20 protein-coding genes are annotated in these 19,192 nt (G+C 40.4%); 14 read left to right on the top strand and 6 right to left on the bottom strand.

Features of this window, described 5'->3' with window-relative positions:
* Positions 1 to 521 precede the first annotated feature (521 nt).
* From dpaL to AN619_RS00725, 4 genes are all read left to right on the top strand, one after another.
* Positions 522 to 1,745, top strand: coding sequence for a diaminopropionate ammonia-lyase (gene dpaL / locus AN619_RS00740; protein WP_068554074.1), 1,224 nt, complete (start codon positions 522 to 524; stop codon positions 1,743 to 1,745).
* A gap of 223 nt (positions 1,746 to 1,968) precedes the next feature.
* Positions 1,969 to 2,454, top strand: a complete 486-nt coding sequence (locus AN619_RS00735) for a C-GCAxxG-C-C family protein (RefSeq protein WP_157064849.1) — start codon at positions 1,969 to 1,971, stop codon at positions 2,452 to 2,454.
* A gap of 13 nt (positions 2,455 to 2,467) precedes the next feature.
* Positions 2,468 to 3,424, top strand: a complete 957-nt coding sequence (locus AN619_RS00730) for a TDT family transporter (RefSeq protein WP_068554072.1) — start codon at positions 2,468 to 2,470, stop codon at positions 3,422 to 3,424.
* A gap of 216 nt (positions 3,425 to 3,640) precedes the next feature.
* On the top strand, positions 3,641 to 4,996 hold the full coding sequence (locus AN619_RS00725; protein ID WP_068554070.1) for a sodium-dependent transporter: 1,356 nt from the start codon (positions 3,641 to 3,643) through the stop codon (positions 4,994 to 4,996).
* A gap of 129 nt (positions 4,997 to 5,125) precedes the next feature.
* Here the strand turns inward: AN619_RS00725 and AN619_RS00720 are convergent, their stop codons facing one another.
* A complete protein-coding gene (locus tag AN619_RS00720) occupies positions 5,126 to 5,359 on the bottom strand; it encodes a hypothetical protein (protein WP_068554068.1) in 234 nt (77 codons plus the stop codon).
* Positions 5,360 to 5,547: 188 nt separating this feature from the next.
* On the opposite strand from AN619_RS00720, the gene AN619_RS00715 reads away from it, so the two are divergent.
* The 3 genes from AN619_RS00715 to AN619_RS00705 all read left to right on the top strand — a co-directional run bounded on the left by AN619_RS00715 (position 5,548) and on the right by AN619_RS00705 (position 8,329).
* On the top strand, positions 5,548 to 6,210 hold the full coding sequence (locus AN619_RS00715; RefSeq protein WP_068554065.1) for a B3/B4 domain-containing protein: 663 nt from the start codon (positions 5,548 to 5,550) through the stop codon (positions 6,208 to 6,210).
* 215 nt (positions 6,211 to 6,425) lie between these two features.
* On the top strand, positions 6,426 to 7,598 hold the full coding sequence (locus tag AN619_RS00710) for a class I SAM-dependent rRNA methyltransferase (protein ID WP_068554063.1): 1,173 nt from the start codon (positions 6,426 to 6,428) through the stop codon (positions 7,596 to 7,598).
* 41 nt (positions 7,599 to 7,639) lie between these two features.
* Positions 7,640 to 8,329: a TIGR01906 family membrane protein gene (locus AN619_RS00705; RefSeq protein WP_068554062.1), complete on the top strand. Its 690-nt coding sequence runs from the start codon at positions 7,640 to 7,642 to the stop codon at positions 8,327 to 8,329.
* Positions 8,330 to 8,456: 127 nt separating this feature from the next.
* Here the strand turns inward: AN619_RS00705 and AN619_RS00700 are convergent, their stop codons facing one another.
* On the bottom strand, positions 8,457 to 8,672 hold the full coding sequence (locus AN619_RS00700; RefSeq protein ID WP_068554060.1) for a helix-turn-helix domain-containing protein: 216 nt from the start codon (positions 8,670 to 8,672) through the stop codon (positions 8,457 to 8,459).
* Between the two features lie 334 nt (positions 8,673 to 9,006).
* Here AN619_RS00700 and AN619_RS00695 point away from each other — a divergent pair, with 334 nt between their 5' ends.
* The 3 genes from AN619_RS00695 to AN619_RS00685 all read left to right on the top strand — a co-directional run bounded on the left by AN619_RS00695 (position 9,007) and on the right by AN619_RS00685 (position 12,468).
* Positions 9,007 to 10,248, top strand: a complete 1,242-nt coding sequence (locus AN619_RS00695) for an MFS transporter (protein ID WP_068554058.1) — start codon at positions 9,007 to 9,009, stop codon at positions 10,246 to 10,248.
* Between the two features lie 103 nt (positions 10,249 to 10,351).
* Positions 10,352 to 10,870: a peptidylprolyl isomerase gene (locus tag AN619_RS00690; protein ID WP_068554056.1), complete on the top strand. Its 519-nt coding sequence runs from the start codon at positions 10,352 to 10,354 to the stop codon at positions 10,868 to 10,870.
* Positions 10,871 to 11,100: 230 nt separating this feature from the next.
* Positions 11,101 to 12,468, top strand: a complete 1,368-nt coding sequence (locus tag AN619_RS00685; protein ID WP_198153202.1) for an MATE family efflux transporter — start codon at positions 11,101 to 11,103, stop codon at positions 12,466 to 12,468.
* Between the two features lie 199 nt (positions 12,469 to 12,667).
* On the opposite strand, the gene AN619_RS00680 is transcribed toward AN619_RS00685, so the two are convergent.
* Complete coding sequence (locus AN619_RS00680; protein WP_068554054.1) at positions 12,668 to 13,045, bottom strand: NUDIX hydrolase; 378 nt, start codon at positions 13,043 to 13,045, stop codon at positions 12,668 to 12,670.
* Between the two features lie 81 nt (positions 13,046 to 13,126).
* On the bottom strand, positions 13,127 to 14,056 hold the full coding sequence (gene fba / locus AN619_RS00675) for a class II fructose-1,6-bisphosphate aldolase (protein WP_068554052.1): 930 nt from the start codon (positions 14,054 to 14,056) through the stop codon (positions 13,127 to 13,129).
* Positions 14,057 to 14,312: 256 nt separating this feature from the next.
* Here fba and pssA point away from each other — a divergent pair, with 256 nt between their 5' ends.
* From pssA to AN619_RS00660, 3 genes are all read left to right on the top strand, one after another.
* Complete coding sequence (gene pssA, locus AN619_RS00670) at positions 14,313 to 14,828, top strand: CDP-diacylglycerol--serine O-phosphatidyltransferase (protein ID WP_068554050.1); 516 nt, start codon at positions 14,313 to 14,315, stop codon at positions 14,826 to 14,828.
* Positions 14,829 to 14,909: 81 nt separating this feature from the next.
* On the top strand, positions 14,910 to 16,277 hold the full coding sequence (locus AN619_RS00665; protein WP_068554049.1) for an RsmF rRNA methyltransferase first C-terminal domain-containing protein: 1,368 nt from the start codon (positions 14,910 to 14,912) through the stop codon (positions 16,275 to 16,277).
* Between the two features lie 10 nt (positions 16,278 to 16,287).
* A complete protein-coding gene (locus AN619_RS00660; RefSeq protein ID WP_068554047.1) occupies positions 16,288 to 17,010 on the top strand; it encodes a pseudouridine synthase in 723 nt (240 codons plus the stop codon).
* Between the two features lie 205 nt (positions 17,011 to 17,215).
* Here the strand turns inward: AN619_RS00660 and AN619_RS00655 are convergent, their stop codons facing one another.
* The gene (locus tag AN619_RS00655) at positions 17,216 to 17,932 is read right to left on the bottom strand and encodes a hypothetical protein (protein WP_068554045.1); all 717 of its coding nucleotides are present in this window, start codon (positions 17,930 to 17,932) and stop codon (positions 17,216 to 17,218) included.
* A gap of 152 nt (positions 17,933 to 18,084) precedes the next feature.
* On the opposite strand from AN619_RS00655, the gene AN619_RS00650 reads away from it, so the two are divergent.
* Positions 18,085 to 18,381, top strand: a complete 297-nt coding sequence (locus AN619_RS00650) for a hypothetical protein (protein WP_068554043.1) — start codon at positions 18,085 to 18,087, stop codon at positions 18,379 to 18,381.
* Positions 18,382 to 18,484: 103 nt separating this feature from the next.
* Here AN619_RS00650 and AN619_RS00645 read toward each other — a convergent pair whose 3' ends face one another.
* Positions 18,485 to 19,030, bottom strand: coding sequence for an MltG/YceG/YrrL family protein (locus tag AN619_RS00645; RefSeq protein WP_198153201.1), 546 nt, complete (start codon positions 19,028 to 19,030; stop codon positions 18,485 to 18,487).
* Positions 19,031 to 19,192: the final 162 nt, after the last annotated feature.

Raw genomic sequence — 19,192 nt, 5'->3', positions numbered from 1 at the left:
AAAGAATTAATATTTGATACTTTCGTATCCAGCTTCGAAAGTGCCAAAATTTATTCAACCGTTAAAGAAGCTGTGCAGAGCTTCCTTGACAAAGATCAGGTAGCTTAGTCAAACTTGTAAAGTGGTATACTTCTAGTCAAAGGAGTGAAGATTATGTACATGATGTATTCCTCAAGAAACGGTTAACAGCCGATATTAAGAAAGCTTGCGATTGAAGATACAGAAAAAATGATTGCGTATTTAAAGCTGTATGAGAAATTTGGCTTTAAAAAAGTTGGAGTTCACAAGAATTATTTTAATGGGAATGGCAATTTTGATGACGAAATATTAATGGATTTATACCTTTCATGATGCAGCGATATATACGCAATCTTTGGATTCAGGTATTGTTAAGAGATAAGATATGAGATGGAGGATAGTATTATATTATTTTTTGTCAGAGGTTTATTTTCTATGTAAAAGCTATTCAAAAGAACACGAATAAATTTGATGTGCCGGATTCCGTAGGAAAGGAGAAGTCTATGAAAAAAGCAGAAGAAATAAGATATGTGCTGAATCAGCACGCCAGAAGTGAAAAATATAAGAAATCTGCGGTTGATTTTATGTCCCTGAATACTATTGCGAAGGTCAGAAACTTTCACAAAAGTTTTCCCGAGTATTCTATTACACCTTTGCACAATTTAAAGCATTTGGCTCGATACATGGGAGTTGGCGGCATATGGGTGAAGGATGAATCCTATCGTTTTGGACTGAATGCTTTTAAAGTATTGGGAGGTTCTTATGCAATCGGAAAATTTCTAAGTGAAAAACTTGGTATAGATATTGAAGATTTATCATTTAAAAAGTTTAGATCAAAAGAAATAAAAGAAAAGTTAGGAGCTATTGTTTTTGTAACTGCAACGGACGGCAACCACGGCAGGGGCATTGCCTGGGCCGCAAAACAACTTGGACAAAAAGCAGTTGTGTTTATGCCGAAAGGTTCTTCGAAAATAAGATTCGAAAATATCAAAAAAGAAGGAGCAGAGGCGTATATAACCGATGATAATTATGATGATACGGTTAGGCTGGCCAATGCATATGCAAATCAGAACAACGGAGTAATGGTCCAAGATACCGCCTGGGAAGGTTATGAAGATATTCCTACGTGGATCATGCAGGGATATGCAACCTTAATCCATGAAGCAATAGAACAATTGGAAGGTGAAGGAATAGAGAGGCCAACCCATGTCTTTCTTCAAGCAGGGGTGGGTTCTTTTGCCGGTGCAATCCAAGGATATCTGGCAGCAGTGTATGGGGAAAATCGGCCGGTGACGGCCATTGTTGAACCAGATAGGGCAGCATGCATATATCAATCAGCCTTAGCAGGAGACGGGAAAGCCCATAGGGTAACAGGAGAATTGGACACCATCATGGCTGGTCTTGCCTGCGGAGAGCCAAATATGATCGGATGGAATATTTTAAGAGATTATTCGGATATGTATATATCCTGCCCGGATTATACTGCAGCCTATGGAATGAGAATACTTGGCAATCCATTATGGGGAGATCCGCCGATTATTTCAGGGGAATCAGGTGCAGTGGGTATCGGGGTTTTGAGCTGTATATTGCAGGGAAAAGAATATGGGGATATGGCGGAAAAGCTAAATATAAATGAAGATTCTCAGATATTGTTTATCAGTACGGAGGGAGATACGGATCCCCAGAGGTATAGAGAAATTGTTTGGAAGGGACATTATGCGATATAAAAAAGGGACTGCGATGGACATAGCAGTCTTTTTATTTGAAATTTTAATGAAAATTCAAGGAGGTATAGTTTTTTTTTATTTTTATTTTAAATTTTTTTCCACTATACTATAACTGTATGTGTTGGCTGGAGAAGAGATATTTTAACTTACAGAGGAGGAAATTTTCTGTTACAGAATTCGTACAACAGAAAATCACCTAAAAATGATGGGGGGAATGAATTTTATGGAAAAAAATTCAATTGTAGCATCTATTCGAAAAAATGCAGAAGGGTATTTTGGCCGTGGAGAATTTTTTTGTTCCGAAGCGGTGGTGCATACCATCAATGAGCTGTTAGGGTGGCCCTATGCGGAAGACGTTGTCAAATTAGCTTCTGCTTTTCCCATTGGCTTAGGTAAATCGGGATGTCTTTGCGGCGCCGTCAGTGGTGGTGCCATGGCCTTGGGGATGGCCTATGGAAGGAAACATGGTGAACCCATGAAGGAAAAAATGTTTCCCGTTTCTGCGGCCTTGCATGATCATATCAAAAGCCTTTATGGAAGCACATGCTGTCGTGTTCTAGTGAAAGGTTATGAATTTACTAGTCCTGAACGAAAGGCTCACTGCGTCAAAATTACAGGGGAAGTGGCTGCATGGATTGCTGAAAGATTGCTGGAAGATCCTGAAATTGCACAAAAAATAAAAATGACCAGTAGCCAATTTGAAGAATAATGGGGGATGCGGAATGAATTCGGTGATAAAAAAGGTACCAATCCCTATAGCCGGTCTTATATTGGCATTGGCTGCAGCGGGCAATCTGGTATTCTCCTATGGGAGCTTATACAAAAATATTTTCGGTACTTTGTCTGCTTTTTTGCTGATATTGCTTGTTATAAAAATATGGGTTATGCCTAAATCTCTGGGCGAGGGTTTTGACAATCCTGTTATTGCCAGCGTCATGCCTACATTTTTTATGGGATTGATGATTTTATCCACATACATCAAAGTCCATTTTCCTCTTGCAGCCTATGGGCTATGGTTGCTCGCTTTGATTATGCATGGTGTATTTATGATTTATTTTACCAAGAAATATATTTTAAATTTTCATATTCAGAAGGTGTTTCCAAGCTATTTTATCGTTTATGTTGGTATTGTTTGCGGCAGCGTAACGGCACCAGCATTTGGTTTGGCCAATGTAGGGCAGCTCATATTTTGGTTTGGGTTAGGAGCGTATTTTCTTCTACTGCCCTTAGTTATTTATCGGGTTCTGGTAATGAAAGAAATACCGGAGCCGGCGATACCGACCATTACTATTTTTGCTGCTCCGGCTAGTTTATGCTTGGCTGGTTATTTGAACTCTTTTCAAGAAAAAAGTATGGGGATGATTATGTTGTTAAGCATATTGTCGCTGTTCATGTTTATTTCGGTGATGTTGTATATCCCCAAAATGCTTAAATTAAAATTTTACCCCAGTTACTCGGCCTTTACTTTTCCATTTGTCATTACTGCTATTGCAATGAAAGGTACGGCTGCATTTTTGGCAAATGCCGGAAAAACAAGTCCTTTTTTAGGATACTTTATTAAATTCTTAGAGTTGTGGGCAATCCTCATGGTTCTGTATGTGCTCATCCGGTATATGGCTTTTATGCTTTCAAATCCGGCCCCTGTGGGGTCTATCAAGAAAGATGCTCACTCCAGTTAATCTATTTTTCTTTTGATTTTCTCGTGAGGAAAACGATTCTATGATACCTTGGATATAGGTGTCATCAGAATCGTTTTTTATGATTTAATTTCTCCTTATGTTTTTTAGAAGAAGGAGTTTTCTATATTTTTGTAGAATATAATGTTGGAAAGTATGTCAAAAAAATAAGAATGTTTAGACAAAAAAGAAGGAGGAAAAAGAGAAGGAGGTAAAAAAATGGCCAATGTAAACAATTCGGGAGAAAGGGAGCAATGGGGTTCCAAGATAGGCTTTATTCTGGCCGCAGCGGGTTCAGCCGTAGGATTGGGGAACCTTTGGAAATTCCCATATATGGCAGGCAAAAACGGTGGGGGAGCATTTGTATTGGTCTATTTCGTTATGTTATTTCTTGTAGGTTTTACTTTAATGCTTGCTGAAATCGTTGTTGGAAGACATACCCAACTGAATGCCATAGGAGCGTACAGAAAGATTCGCAAAAATTGGGCTTGGGTAGGGGCTTTAGGCGTACTGGCAGGTTTTATCATCCTTTCCTTCTACAGCGTTGTAGGAGGATGGGTAACTGCATATTTGGTCAAGGCATTGTCGGGGGGATTAAAGATTACCGATGCCCAAACGTTGGGAAATATGTTTGGACAGCTTATTTCTGATGCTAGGACACCCATCTTTTATCATGCAATCTTTATGATTGCCACATTACTCATTGTTTATGGAGGAATTGGCGGAGGAATTGAAAAGGCAAGCAAAATTATGATGCCTGCATTATTTATAATTATTATCATACTCGTGTTGCGCTCTGTGACACTTCCCGGAGCTTTTAAAGGCATTGAATATCTATTTGTGCCTGATTTTTCTAAGATTAATATAGGCGTTATACTGGATGCACTGGGGCAAGTGTTTTTCTCCTTGAGCCTAGGGATGGGATGCATGATCACCTATGGCAGTTATTTGAGCAAAGATACCAATATTCCTGAAAGTGCTGTAACTATACCGTTGATTGATACAGCTGTTGCATTATTGGCAGGTCTTGCAGTTCTTCCGGCGGTATTTGCCTTCGGATTTGAACCTGCAGCAGGACCCGGCCTTGTCTTTATTACATTTCCGGCCGTATTTGCAAAAATGCCTTTAGGGGGTATTTTCTCCATACTATTCTTTGTGTTAGTTTTGTTTGCCGCATTGACTTCTTCTATTTCACTGCTGGAAGTTGTTGTTGCTTATGTAGTGGACGAATGGAAGATAAAAAGGAAAATTGCAACCGTTGCACTTGCATTTATTATATTCCTGATCGGTATTCCTGCTTCCCTGTCATTTGGTCCATGGGCCCACATAAAGGTCTTAGGGGATAGAGGATTTTTTGATACTTACGATTTTATCTCCAGCAACATTTTACTGCCCTTGGGTGGATTGTTGTTATGCATATTTGTCGGTTGGGTTTGGGGAACAGACAAAGCCGTCAAAGAAGCTTCCAATGACGGCCAGTTGGAATTCAAACTTGCGCCTTTCTGGTCATTTTTAGTAAAATATGTAGCGCCCGTTGCGATTGCCATCGTGTTTGTTCGAAGCTTGATAGGATAGTTTTTGGTGGTTAAAAAGCTAGATAAAGAGTTCTTTGGGAAAAAATATCCCTGCATATAAAAAATGCAGGGATATTTTTCGTGTGCATGGGAAAATAGAATTGGGAAATTCCCAATTCTATTTCATACGCTAGTAAGTTCTTCCAAAGCCAAAGAAAGGTCCGCCAAACAGGATCACCAATAGCAGGAAGAAGAATAGCAAACTGGAATCATCGGTAAATCCTCCTAAGAATCCACCTGTTCCGCAGCCGCTTCCCTTAAACCATCCTCCAAATAATACTACTAGCAACAGGAAGAAGAACAGTAAGCTGGTGTTGTCACCAAAGAAACCACATCCTGGTTTTACTGCTGCAGTGTCACTCATCAACAAATACCTCCTTATTTACATTATTTTCTTTTTATATTTTTCTTTCGCTACTATACAGTATGCAGCGCTCCTGAGTTCGGTGACCCTATTCTTTTATATTTATAATTTTTCGAGATAAAAGATGTGGTAGAATATATATGAATCAAGTTGATGCGATAGATATGTTTTAAGGAGACGGATAATCTATGAACCATATTATTATTTCAGAGCAGTTGAAAAATATATGCCCGAATATTGTTTTAGGCTGCATAGAAGCTAGGGTGAAAGTGAAGGATTCCCATCCGGAATTATGGGAGAAAGTGACGCAGGTATGCCGGCAATTGATAAATGGCTTGACGATTTCTGAAGTCTCACAGATTGAAAACATCAAAAAAGCTAGGGAGGTATACAGGAAATTAGGAAATGATCCGACCCGTTACCGTCTTTCTTCTGAAGCACTGGTGCGGCGCATTCTTAAAGAGAAAGGACTGTATCAGGTCAATAATGTAGTCGATATCAATAATCTGGTTTCCATCCTGTCCTTTTGTCCTGTATGCACCTATGATGCAGAAAAGATTCATCCTCCCATTACCTTTGCCATAGGTGTTCCCGGGGACACCTATGCCGGGATTGGAAGAGGCATGATCAATCTTGAGAACATTCCCGTATTTTCTGATGGCCTGGGGAAATTTGGCAGCACCACTTCTGACTCGGAAAGGGCAATGGTGACAGAGGAAACAAAACGTATCCTGATGTGCATTGTATCCTTTCATGGAGAAAAGGGCATATTAGCATATATGCAAGAGGCCAGACATTTATTGGAGGGGTATGCAGATGGACAGGTCATGAAGTTGAATATGATTCGATGATAGCCGTTTTTGAAATTGAGATATTATTGATGTTTATCCATGGGTCTTGACATCATTTGTTTTTTCATGGGAAATAAAAAAAGTGTAGTGGGAAAGGGGAGAATAAAAAAGGCTATCATATTTTTCCTAATTTTTGCAATCGTATTCTATGGAGAAAGGATTTTTTGATTCCACAGGAATTCCATAAGTAATATAGAAAGAAAAGGAGTTGTGTTATGACAAGGGTTTATTTGAAAAACAATATCAAAAAGAGGATCGAAAAAGGACATCCCTGGGTATATGAAAATGAGGTGGAAAGAATAGAAGGGGAATATGCAGCAGGGGATATGGTAGAGGTCTATAATTTTAAGGGAAAATTTGTGGGAAAGGGCTATATCAATCCAAAATCTCTTATTTTGATTCGGCTCATGACGAGAAATAAATTTGAAGAAATTGATGAGGAATTTTTCAGAAGGCGAATCACCAGGGCATGGGAATACAGAAAAAAAGTTGTAGATACTACGAGCTGCAGGGTAGTTTACGGGGAAGCTGATGAAATTCCGGGATTGATTGTGGACAAGTTCAATGATTATCTGTCTATACAAACTTTGACCTACGGCATAGAGCAGTATAAGGATATCATTGTAAATATCTTGGATGAAGTCATACGGCCTGCAGGAATCTATGAGCGGAATGACAGCACCGTAAGGGAGCTGGAAGGCTTGGTGCAAAAGAAGGGTTTTTTGAAGGGAATTTTTGAACCTTATACCATTATTCAGGAAAATGGGGTCAAGATGTACGTGGATATTGAAAATGGTCAAAAAACAGGCTACTTTCTGGATCAGCGGGAAAATCGCTTGGCCATTCAAGATATTGTCAAGGATAGTACTGTTTTAGATTGTTTTTGCCATACAGGTTCCTTTGCCCTCCATGCGGCATATTTTGGTGCAAAACATGTGACGGCTGTCGATATATCGGAACATGCCATAGAGACCGCCAAGAAAAATGTGGTTTTGAATCATATGGAGGGAAAAATTGATTTTGTCTGCGCCAATGCCTTTGATTTATTGCGGGAATACCAAATGGAAGGAAGACAGTTTGATGTGGTGATTTTAGATCCGCCAGCTTTTACAAAATCAGCGAAGAAGATTGAAAGTGCCTATAAAGGATATAAGGAAATTAACTTAAGGGGGCTTAAGTTGGTGAAGCCGGGGGGATTTCTTGTCACAGCTTCCTGTTCTCATTATATGTATCCCCAACTATTTAGAGAAATGCTGCAGGAGGCTGCCTTTGATGCAAAGAAAACCATCCGGGAAGTGGAATTCAGGACCCAGGCGAAGGATCATCCTTATTTATGGAACTATGAAGAGTCGCTGTATTTGAAGTTTTTTATATTAAATGTATGGTAAGGATATGGCCCGGTTGAGTTTAGAAGAATGGAGTAGAGCATATGGGAAAAGAATATAAAAATATTGCATTTTTGTTCCGCAGCGTGGTTGCACTGTTTGTTCCTTTGATAATTTTGCTGACGATACTTCAGATATATGCTTTTCATAAGGACTTTTACTTAAAGGAGTATGAAAAATATCAAGTATCCAAGGTCACAGGGATGTCTATGGAAGATTTGGAAAAGGTGACGATAAAAATTATCCGCTATCTGCAAGGCCAAGAAAATGATTTGGTGATAGAAGCAAAGATAAAAGGGCAGACGCGGGAAGTTTTTGGAGAAAGAGAAAAGCAGCACATGATCGATGTGAAAAATCTTTTTGAAGGTGGGTATAAGGTAAGAAATATCAGCGCTTTGGTTGTTTTTGCATCAATTCTCCTGCTGGCAAAATTTTCGAGGAATTTTCAAGTTGATTTCTTCAAGGGGTTATTTCAAAGCAGCATGTTTGCCTTTCTGTTGATGGGGATATTGCTGATATTGATGAAAATTGATTTTTACAGATATTTCACATATTTCCATGAAATCTTTTTTACCAATGATCTATGGTTGCTGGATCCCAATACAGAGATTTTGATTCAAATGCTGCCCTTGGAATTTTTTACCGATATTGCCACAAGGATTGTGGGCTGGTTTATAGGGACAATGGGGGTCATGGGAGCATTATCCTATGATAGACTTAGAAAAATAGTATAAAAAGAAGAAAAAGAAAGTATGGCTGCAATTTGTGGGGAGGAGAAAAAGCATAGGAGAAATTATTTTCATTGAAAAGGAGGGAAATCATTTCATTTTCCCTCCTTTCTGTGATGCTGACACCTTATACTTAAATAGTAGGCGCCTTCGCCGGAATGCGTAAATCATCTATCAGAACATTTAAAGCATCTGCAAGTTTTTCGATGGTGGCAAAACTGGGATTCTTTTTATCGCCTCTTTCTAATTCTTCGATATAGCTTTTTGATAAATTGGTCCTTAGCGCCAGATCTAACGAGGTATATCCCTTCTCCTTTCGCAATTCTCTGATCTTCATGCCATTGATCATACAGAATTCCTCCTTCAGACAAGTTTTTTTCTGGCGTATCCCTTGTGAAAACTTTGGACAGGTTCATTGCAAGAAAAAATATATACTTTTATATATGCGGACCCTGAGAATCCTATACTTATATTATAGCATCCAAAGCATGGAGAAAAGGGGGAAGAATGTTAAATTTTCATTAGGAATATAATACCATTTTTCCCTCAAAAATGAAAATTTACTGTCTTTCGCAGAGGCATAGAGAAATTGGCAATGATGTTAAGAAAAATTAATATCGTTGAAATATTTGCCTAAATTGCGTATGATTAAGGGAGGAAAATATTTCGGGAGGCTAAATAGCATGGGACGGCTGAAAACATATGTGAATCGATATACCCGCAACGCCAGGTTCTATCTATTGAACGGCTTTGTATCTTTTTTTACAATGAGTGCTTTTAGCATTTTATTAGGTATATATTTTAAAGAAAAGCATTATGCCGAGTCCTTTGTCGGCATGATTTTATCGATGCAGATGGTTGCCATGGGTATAGGCTCCATACCTTCCGCATGGTTATTGAATCGGATAGGCAGCAAGAAAAGTTTCATCGGGTCTCTACTGCTGATTGCCATAGGGGGATTGGGGCAGGCAGGAACAAATCAAGAGATCCTGGTGGTATTCTTTGCTATATTATACGGGTTCGGTTTTAGTGTGCAGTTTACAGGGGAACCTCCTTTTCTTACGGATAACAGCACTCCTATGGAAAGGATGTCCCTATTTAGCCTAAACTTTGTTCTCAAAAATATTGCCATGATGTTGGGCAATTTTGCAACAGGGTATGTATCGGATTATCTCAAATTATTTATGGACAATGCCAAGGCTACCCAGTTGATTTTGATTGGCTGCAGCCTCCTTGCTCTAACAGGAATATATCCCCTCCTTAAAATTGAAGAAAGTACAGTTGCATCCTATGAAGGCAGCGACCTCCTTTCCGATTTCAAAAAAATGATGTGTCAGCCTGTGGTAGTATTATATCTGGTGTATAATGCTTTGATAGGATTGGGAGCAGGAATGGTGGTGCCTTTTTTCAGCGTATATCTGAAATATTCTCTTCATATTGATGATGGGGTAGTGGGTGGCATCCTATCCTTTTCCCAGCTGGGAACGGTCATTGGAGGCATGCTGATCCCCCTTTTAGTGAAAAAGCTGGGAAAGCCCCAAGTTGTAGTTCTTTGCCAGATATTGTCTATTCCCTTTCTGTTGTCTATCGCCTTTCCCCAGGGATTGATCTTGGTGACCCTTTCATTTTTTATGAGATCTTCCCTAATGAATATGGCCCAACCTGTTTTGCAGGAGCTTTCCATGAACCTGGTAGAAAAGGACTGTCGTGCTGCCTTTAGCAGTTTTTTGGCTTTATCTAATAATATTTTAAGGGGAGTCGGAGTTTTTTTGGGCGGTATGCTCATGGAAAGATTTACTTATCATACACCCTATTACTTTACCGTGTTCATGTATTTTGTAGGAACAATTCTTTTTATGATGGTATTTATGCGGGATGCCCTATGGAAAACAAAAGGGTATTTTGAGAAACACAAGATCATGTAGGCTTGAGACATTACCTATGTCTATCAATCTTCTGTTGCATAAAGAATGAAAATATAGTAAAAATGAATAGAAGACATAATTCGAGAGAGAAAGGATGAAAAAAATGAGCAATCCAATTGTAACGATCACCATGGAGAACGGGAATGAAATAAAGGCAGAGCTATATCCTGAAATCGCTCCCAATACAGTAAATAATTTTATTTCTTTGGCACAAAAAGGATTTTACGACGGTTTAATCTTTCACAGGGTAATCCACGGATTTATGATCCAAGGCGGATGTCCCCAAGGCATAGGCATAGGGGGACCCGGCTATACGATAAGGGGAGAATTTTCCGGAAATGGCTTTCAGAATCATTTAAAGCATACCCGAGGAGTAATTTCCATGGCCAGGGCTGCACATCCTGATTCTGCAGGATCACAGTTCTTTATTATGCATGAAAATGCCCCTCATCTGGACGGGCAGTATGCGGCCTTCGGAAAAGTGATCGAGGGGATGGAAGAAGTAGATAGAATTGCCAATGTGAGAACGGATTTCCGTGATAGACCCCTAGAAGATCAAAGGATAGAAAAGGTGAGAGTGGAATTGTTCGGGCAGGCATATGAAGAGCCTCAAACACTATAGCTAGGAGGAAGTCTTCTAGCTCAGTCTGCAGAAAAAGTAACGGGACAAGTAAGAACCCTTGAGATTTAGGCTTCGTCGCGAATCAGCAAGCCGCTTTTTTCCTTAGTGGATTATTTAGAAAAGCGGCGCAGGTCTGAGCAGGAAGCCAAATTTCAAGGGTTTGTCTACAAGCTAAGCTAGGAGGAATTCTCCTAGATATCCTTACACAGGGAAGCTTCAGGGGATAATGGATGGACGAGATAGAAAAGGGGTGGGAATTCATGGATACAGCAGAAATCAGAAAAAGCATTTTTAGATTGGCATGGCCCGCCATACTGGAAATGACGTTGCATACCCTGGTATGGACAGTGGATACGGCGATGGTAGGCAGATTGAATCCGGCATCAATTTCAGCCGTTACCCTAGGGGCCCAAATGATGTTTATTACCATGGCTGTTTTCGGTTCCGTGGGAATTGGTGCTACGGCCATGGTGGCTAGAAATGTGGGAGCTGAAGATTATGGAAGGGCAGAGAAGGTAGGTGGCCAAGCCCTGGGTGTGGGCATGATCATCAGTACCTTGCTGGCCTTGACGGGAATGATATTTGCCAAGGAAATCTTTCAGTGTGTTGTGGATGATCCAGAGTTGATTGTCCTTGGCAGCACTTATTTGCGATATGTATTGATCGGGGGATTTGTGCTGATACCCCTAGGCGTCAGCAATGGGATACTAAGGGGGGCAGGGAATACGGTAGTACCGTTGAAGGCTGCTTTTTTTGCCAATGGATTGAATATTATAGGAGATTATGTACTCATTTTTGGAAAGTGGGGTTTTCCTCAACTGGGAGTAAAAGGTGCAGCCATTGCTACAGGTCTGGCCCAAGTACTGGGAGCAGTGATATCGTTATACTATTTATTTTCAGGAAAGGGTGGTATCAAGGTACATCTAAAAGATTTATTTCGAATAGACCGGGAGATTCTGTCCAAACTGTTCCGTTTGAGCTTACCTGCGGCGTTTGAAATGGCTATGAATGACGGCAGTCGTCTACTGTCCTCCTTTTGGATTGCCCAATTGGGGAAAGTCAGCTTTGCTGCAAATGCTGTGGCCATTGCGGCAGAATCCGTTTCCTTCATGCCGGGATATGGTTTTGCCATTGCTGCAACTACTTTGATGGGACAGAATCTGGGAGCAAAAAATGTGGATGTTGCCCGCCGAAGTACCATGAAGGCAATGAATTATGCCATGATTTTTATGGGAACCGTTGCCCTTATATTTCTTTTGATTCCTCAGCATATCATGGCTTTATTTACGACGGATCGTGAAACTTTGCTTTTGGCGGCCCAATGTATCCGCATTGGTGCCTTGGAACAGATTCCTATTGCTATTGCCATGGTTATTTCAGGGGCATTAAAGGGAGCAGGAGATACCAAGGGACCTTTTCATATATCCTTGGCCACCAATCTTGGGGTAAGGCTTCCTTTGATTTTTCTGATTGTTTTTGTTTGGAAGCTGAATGTGGTTTATATATGGATTGCAACGGCCCTTCAATTCATTTTGGAAGCTGTCCTCATGCTTTTAAGATACAGAAAAGAGAAATGGAAAACCCTTGAAATTCATTAGTGGAGAAAATATAAAAATAAGATGGGTAAATATTGGGGTTCATAAAGAAAAGGAGCCCTCCATGGAGGCCTTCCTTCACACTGAGGACAAAGCAATAGAATGCTCTGGAATCCTCGAAATTTTGGCTTCATCGCCAATCAGCAAGCCGCTTTTTTCCTTATTCTTTTATTCAGAAAAGCGGTGCAGGGCTTCCTTTTCTTTATGGATTTGCTATATCCTGTATTGTACGAAGGGCCTTTTCAAAGACGGCGATATCCGGGGAAAGGGGGCTGGGCAAACAGTCAATTTCAAACCATCGGACTTCAAAACTTTCAAAACTGCATTGAAGTTCTCCTGACAGGTATAAACAGGCATAGATGATAACATGGGAATCCTCATAGACAAGTTCATGAATTTTTCCCATTACTTTACAGACGACGCCGGTTTCTTCCCAAACTTCCCTATAAACTGCCTGTTCTACGGTTTCACCAGCATCCACAAATCCTCCCGGCGGGCTCCAAAGCTTTGGATACCATTTTCTATTTACCAACAGCACCTGATGATCCTTAACAACGATTCCCATAGCTGCAATTTTCACGATTAGCTCCTCCTATAGGTACAATAGCCAGGAGTCTTCCTGGCTATCACGACCTTTATTGCGATCTTCCCTTATTGGTTGTTATAATGTATTGCTTGAACCTAAAACATTTCGGATCTTATGTTTTACCATTTCTTTGATGGCTGTTCTGGCAGGACCTAAATATTTTCTCGGGTCAAATTCCTTTGGATTTTCTACAAGGAATTTTCTAATGGCAGCAGTCATGGCAAGCCTTAAATCTGTATCAATATTTACCTTGCAAACGCCTAGCTTTGCTGCTTGACGGATCATATCCTCAGGAACACCTTGGGCTCCGGGGATATCTCCCCCATATCGATTGCACAGCTCTACAAATTCTGGAAGAACGGTGGATGCTCCGTGCAATACAAGGGGTGTATTGGGGATCAGTTTTGTAATCTTTTCCAAGCGTTCAAAGTCTAATTTCGGCTCTCCTTTAAACTTGTAAGCCCCATGGCTGGTGCCGATGGCTACGGCCAAGGAATCAACTCCTGTTCTCGCTACAAATTCTGCCGCTTGATCTGGATCTGTAAAAGTGGCATCTTTTTCGCTGACCCGGATATTGTCTTCAATGCCGGCAAGTTTTCCTAATTCTGCTTCTACAACGACCCCTCTTTCATGGGCATATTCTACTACTTTTTTTGTCAGGGCAATATTTTCTTCAAAAGGATATTTGGAACCGTCGATCATTACAGAAGTAAAACCGTCGTCAATGCACATTTTGCAGATTTCAAAATCTTCACCGTGGTCCAAGTGCAGTACGATATCCAGTCCGCTGTCTTCTACAGCTGCCTCCACCAGTTTGCGAAGATAGACGGGACTTGCATATTTTCTGGCACCTGCGGATACCTGCAGGATGATGGGGGATTTCTCTTCCTTTGCAGCCTCGACAATTCCTTGAATAATTTCCATATTATTCACATTGAAAGCACCTATGGCATAGCCTCCTGCAGCAGCTTTTTTAAACATTTCTGTAGATGTAACCAATGACATGCGAAAACCTCCTATGCATTAGGATAAAATTTTTTTGGATTGTATTTTTTTATGTACTCCATTTTCAAAGTAATTATACAACAACAAAATTAAAAATACCATAAAAAATAACTAGGAATTAACAAAAATTTAATGTAAAATGAATATATAGAAAAATTATAGAAGGCATGGTGCTTCCATGATATATTTTCATGATTTGTGTGGGAAAATATACGGACAAATTTAAAGAAGCCGACAAAGACGGAGGTGATTCCAGATGAAATATAAGAATCAAATACCAAATCTATTTACTTTTTTGAATTTAACCTTAGGTATCCTTGCAATTATTGCTATTTTCTATGATCAATATGGAACATCTGCATGGCTTATCATTTTTGCCGGCTTTTTAGATCGGATGGATGGACATTTGGCCAGAATATTAAATGCAGAAAGTGATTTTGGGAAGGAATTGGATTCTCTGTGCGATCTTATTTCTTTCGGTGTTGCACCGGCAATTTTGATGTGGCATCTGAATTTGATGGGGACGGGAGCAATAGGGATTATTATTACCTTGATCTTTGCTTTGTGCGGTGCTTTCAGATTGGCAAGGTATAATATTGTAGAATTTGACGGTGTTTATATGGGAGTACCGATTACGATTTGCGGAGGATTGGTTGCCCTCATGTCCCTCTATTCCACAAGATATACCACCAGCCTGCCCTTTGTTCTGATAACTATGCTTTTGCTGTCCTATGCCATGGTCAGCAAGAGAATTCGATTGAGAAAGAGATGAATGAAACCCACCACTACGGTGGGTATAATTATGTGCCCATAAGGGATATGCTAGTAAAAACAGGTCTAAAGGAGAACCATTATGCAGTTGCCAGAAAGATTTTTAAAAAGAATGAAGGAATTGTTGGGAAATGAATTTGAAACCTTTGTACAATCTTATGATACATCGAAATTTCAAGGGTTGCGGGTAAACACACTCAAAATATCCGTAGAGGATTTTCAGAAGATATCTCCTTTTCCTGTCAGAAGGATTCCATGGACAAAGGACGGTTTCTACTTTGAGGCAGGGGAAAGACCGGCAAAACATCCCTATTATCATGCAGGTCTTTATTACATACAGGAACCCAGCGCTATGGCTCCTGCATCGGTTTTGGAAATAAAACCAGGGGAAAAAGTTTTGGATCTCTGTGCTGCTCCTGGGGGAAAAACGGTGCAAATCGCTGCAAAGCTCATGGGAAAGGGTATATTGGTTGCCAATGATATTCATCTGCAAAGAGTAAAGGCATTGATTAAAAATATCGAACTGTATGGGATCAAAAATGCTATCGTTACCAATGAAAGTCCTGAAAAATTAGGGAGGTATTTTCCAGAATTTTTCGATAAGATTCTGGTGGATGCACCCTGCTCCGGGGAAGGAATGTTCCGGAAGGATGAAAAAATGATAAAAATCTGGGAAAAACAAGGGATAGAGCCCTATGTCGCCATGCAGAAACAGATAGTTCATTGTATCGACGGGATGCTGAAACAAAGGGGAGAGATTTTATATTCCACATGCACCTTTGCACCGGAGGAAAACGAGGGAATTATCGAGGCCTTCACAACAGATCATCCCTATTATAGAATTCAAGAAATTCCCAAGGAGTACGGTTTTGCTCAAGGAAGGCCTGAATGGGTTTTGGGGAAAGAGGATCTCAGAGGCTGTGCAAGGCTATGGCCCCATAAGGTAGAAGGGGAAGGCCATTTCTTGGCCTGGTTGAGGAAGGACAAGGAGATGGGATGGAAAGAAGAAACCGTATTCGCTGCCAACGAGGCAGCAGAAAAGATGCCAAAGGTATTTCAGGATTTTGTGGAAGAAAATTTACATATACAATTTACCGGTCCCTTTGAGATCCATCATGACCAGTTGTACATGGTGCCAAAGGAATTGCCTGTGCTCAAAGGCTTAAAAGTATTAAGGTCCGGATGGTTTCTTGGAACATTGAAGAAAGATCGGTTTGAGCCGAGTCAAGCAATGGCCATGGGATTATCCTGGAAAGATGCCAAAAGAAGGATTCATTTTCAGCCCCATGATCCCTATATGATAAAGTATTTAAAAGGTGAGACCTTGGATGTGGATGGAGAAAAGGGTTGGACCCTGGTATGCGTAGAGAATTTTCCTGTGGGATGGGCGAAACAAACGGGAAGCATGTTAAAAAATTATTACCCCCCTGCTTGGCGATGGGTGGATTAGGAGGATTTCAATGGCCAAAACACAGCGACTGGATAAAATCTTGAGTCATATAGGCTATGGGACAAGAAAAGAAATCAAAGGATTTATCAAAAAGAACTCCGTCAGGGTGAACGGTACTGTTGTGAAGGACGGCAGTATCCATGTAGATCCCTATCAAGATGAAATTGAGATCAATGGGGAGACCATTTGTTATCGAGATACGGTATATATCATGATGAACAAACCCCAGGGGGTTATTTCTGCCAGCTTTGATCCACAGGTGGAAACGGTGGTGGATCTGGTGGATGCATCCTACCGTGTCTTTGACTTATTTCCCGTGGGCAGGCTGGATAAAGATACGGAGGGGCTGTTGATCTTGACGAATGACGGCAAGTTTGCCCATGAAATACTCTCCCCAAAAAAACACGTTCCCAAAACCTATTTTGCCATGATCCAGGGAAAAGTGACGGAGGAGGATGTGATCCGTTTTCAGGAGGGTGTTGTGCTGGATGATGGCTATAAAACCTTGCCAGCAGAGCTAAACATATTAAAAAGTGAGGATGTTTCTGAAATAGAATTGACGATCTATGAGGGAAAATTTCATCAAGTCAAAAGAATGTTTGAAGCAATGGGCAAAAAAGTTATCTATCTGAAAAGGATTGCCATGGGAGATTTGAAGCTGGATGAAACCTTGGCTTTGGGTGAGTATAGGGAATTAACGGAAGAAGAGGTTGGAAAACTATTCTATCGCTAAAGGCGAAGCCAAAAACTTTACTTCCGTCTATAGAAAAGGCAATGGACCCTTGAGATTTAGGCTTCGTCGTGAATCAGCAAGCCGCTTTTTTCCTTAGTGGATTATTTAGAAAAGCGGCGCAGGTCTGAGCAAAAAGGAAAATCTCAAGGGTTTGTGTACACGCCCAGGCCAAGCCAAGAACTTTACCTTTATCTGATATATATTTTTATTTTTTGTCATTATCTTCGTCCTCGGCATCACTGCCGGCCTTAGCGGTATCAAACATGGCCATGAGTTTCATCATTTGTGCCATTTTTTTAAATTGATCAATATTTTTTGCCTGCTCCTCGGGCAGCATGGGTTTAATGGCTTCGATCATGGCATCAATCTGCATGGAGGCATCGCCACCGCCTTCAGATTTCATCTGTTTTTGCAAATCTAAAACTTTTTTTACATCTTTTATTTTATCCATCATGGAGAGCATATGGGTTATATTTTGTATCTGGGCTTTATTTTCCTCGCTGAGATTATCACCCAACAAAGCAATCATTTCATGGAGAATTTCTTTATTGAATTTTCCGGAAGAATTTCTGGCTTTGGCTATCGTTTTGCTTAAATCCTGAATAGAAGAAACCTTTTTTACTCCTTCCAATATCCGGGCGAGTCTGTCGATAGCGTTAACGTCAAAATTGCTCATGGGTGATGGCATCGGCTTTAACGCAGTAAGCTTTTGATTGTAGCTTTGGGTGGATAATCTTGGTTTCGGCACCAAAACAGGGCCTTTGTCTTTCAGAAAAAAAAGCAAAGCGATAGGAATAAGTACCAAAAACAATCTCCTGTTGTTTGCCGGGGATAACTGTGCTATTCCTAATTCTTCAATGGATAATGGGAGCTCTCTAGACAATAAAACTTCATGGGTATTGAGAGGAATCAGCTCATTCATAGTTTGCCTCCTAACATGAAAATGCACCTTTATTCCATACTATTCAGGCCCAAAGAATTGGTTACAGGAAAATTCCAAGAGTTTCGTGTAATAAATTAGAAAAGGAAGGCATACATTGAAATGAGTATTCAATAAAACTTGGAGGTGCAATCATGGGAGGTATAGATAAAAATAAACTGCAAGGACTGATGCGCATGATGGGAGGTATGAATATAAACCCGGAACAACTAAAAATGTTGGAAGAAATGTCCAATCAATATGCTGGTAAAAGTGAGGAAGAAATTATGGAGGAATTATCCCAGCTCCATATGCGGTTAGGCAAGGATGGGGAAAAGTATAGAAAGCAGATGGAAGCATTGACACAAATAAAAGATTTTCTAAATGAAGAGCAGCAACAGAAACTGGATCGGATTATGAACTTTTTAAATACGGCGGAAAAAGAGGAATAAAAAAAATACCCCTAGGCCTTTGCAGACAAACCCATGGGGCTTTAGACACTCCTAAAATTCTATTGCTTTGTCTTGATTCTGAGGCTAGGAAAAAACTCCTAGCCTATCTTTTTGCACCGGTGATGATATAAATAATTTCATCCAAAGAAGTACCGGCTGGTATGGAAAAGGTGCCTGATTTTAGCTTTGACTCCATTTTTAATTCCTGTACCCTTGCAATAAATTTTGCAGTGTTGTCAATCAGTCCTTTTTGTTTTAAAATACTAGCGATACCGGTGCCGGAAGCACCGCTGGGGATATCTATCCGTACAATGGAAGGTTGAGGAGCAACTGCAGCAACAACGGCCTGGGAATCAGGAGAACGCTCGGATACAACGGGAGCAGCTGATGACCCTTGATCGCTGCCAACAGAGGCAGATGGATCCGTATTCTCTGGGAAAGCCTGTGGGGAAGTATCTTGAGCCTGCTGGCTGTCTTCCAATGTCTCTTGGTTTTCAGCAACGGCGTAGTTGTCTGTATCCTTTTCTTTGGAAAAGGCTAAAGAATCGGAAACTTTCCAGGTAATCACTGTAGACATGACCAATATGATGATGAAAGCAAGCAGTATATCACTGGATTCATAGAAAAAATCTTTAATTTTTTCAAACATATGTATATATCCCCCTCTTCTGTAGTACAAAAATCCTGTATCTAAAGCATAACATAATCCTAAAGCTTGTTTCAACTGCATTTTGCCAAAGCCCCCTTGGGCAACAAACAACCTGCAAGAAGGCGGATTTTATGGGAGAGGTATGCTCTATTTTTCTATAAA

Origin of the sequence: Thermotalea metallivorans (assembly GCF_001562415.1) — a bacterium.
In the GTDB taxonomy this organism is placed as follows: Bacteria; Bacillota; Clostridia; order Peptostreptococcales; family Thermotaleaceae; genus Thermotalea; species Thermotalea metallivorans.
The sequence above is the reverse complement of the archived record's forward strand: the minus strand, read 5'-3'. Positions and strand labels throughout refer to the sequence as shown.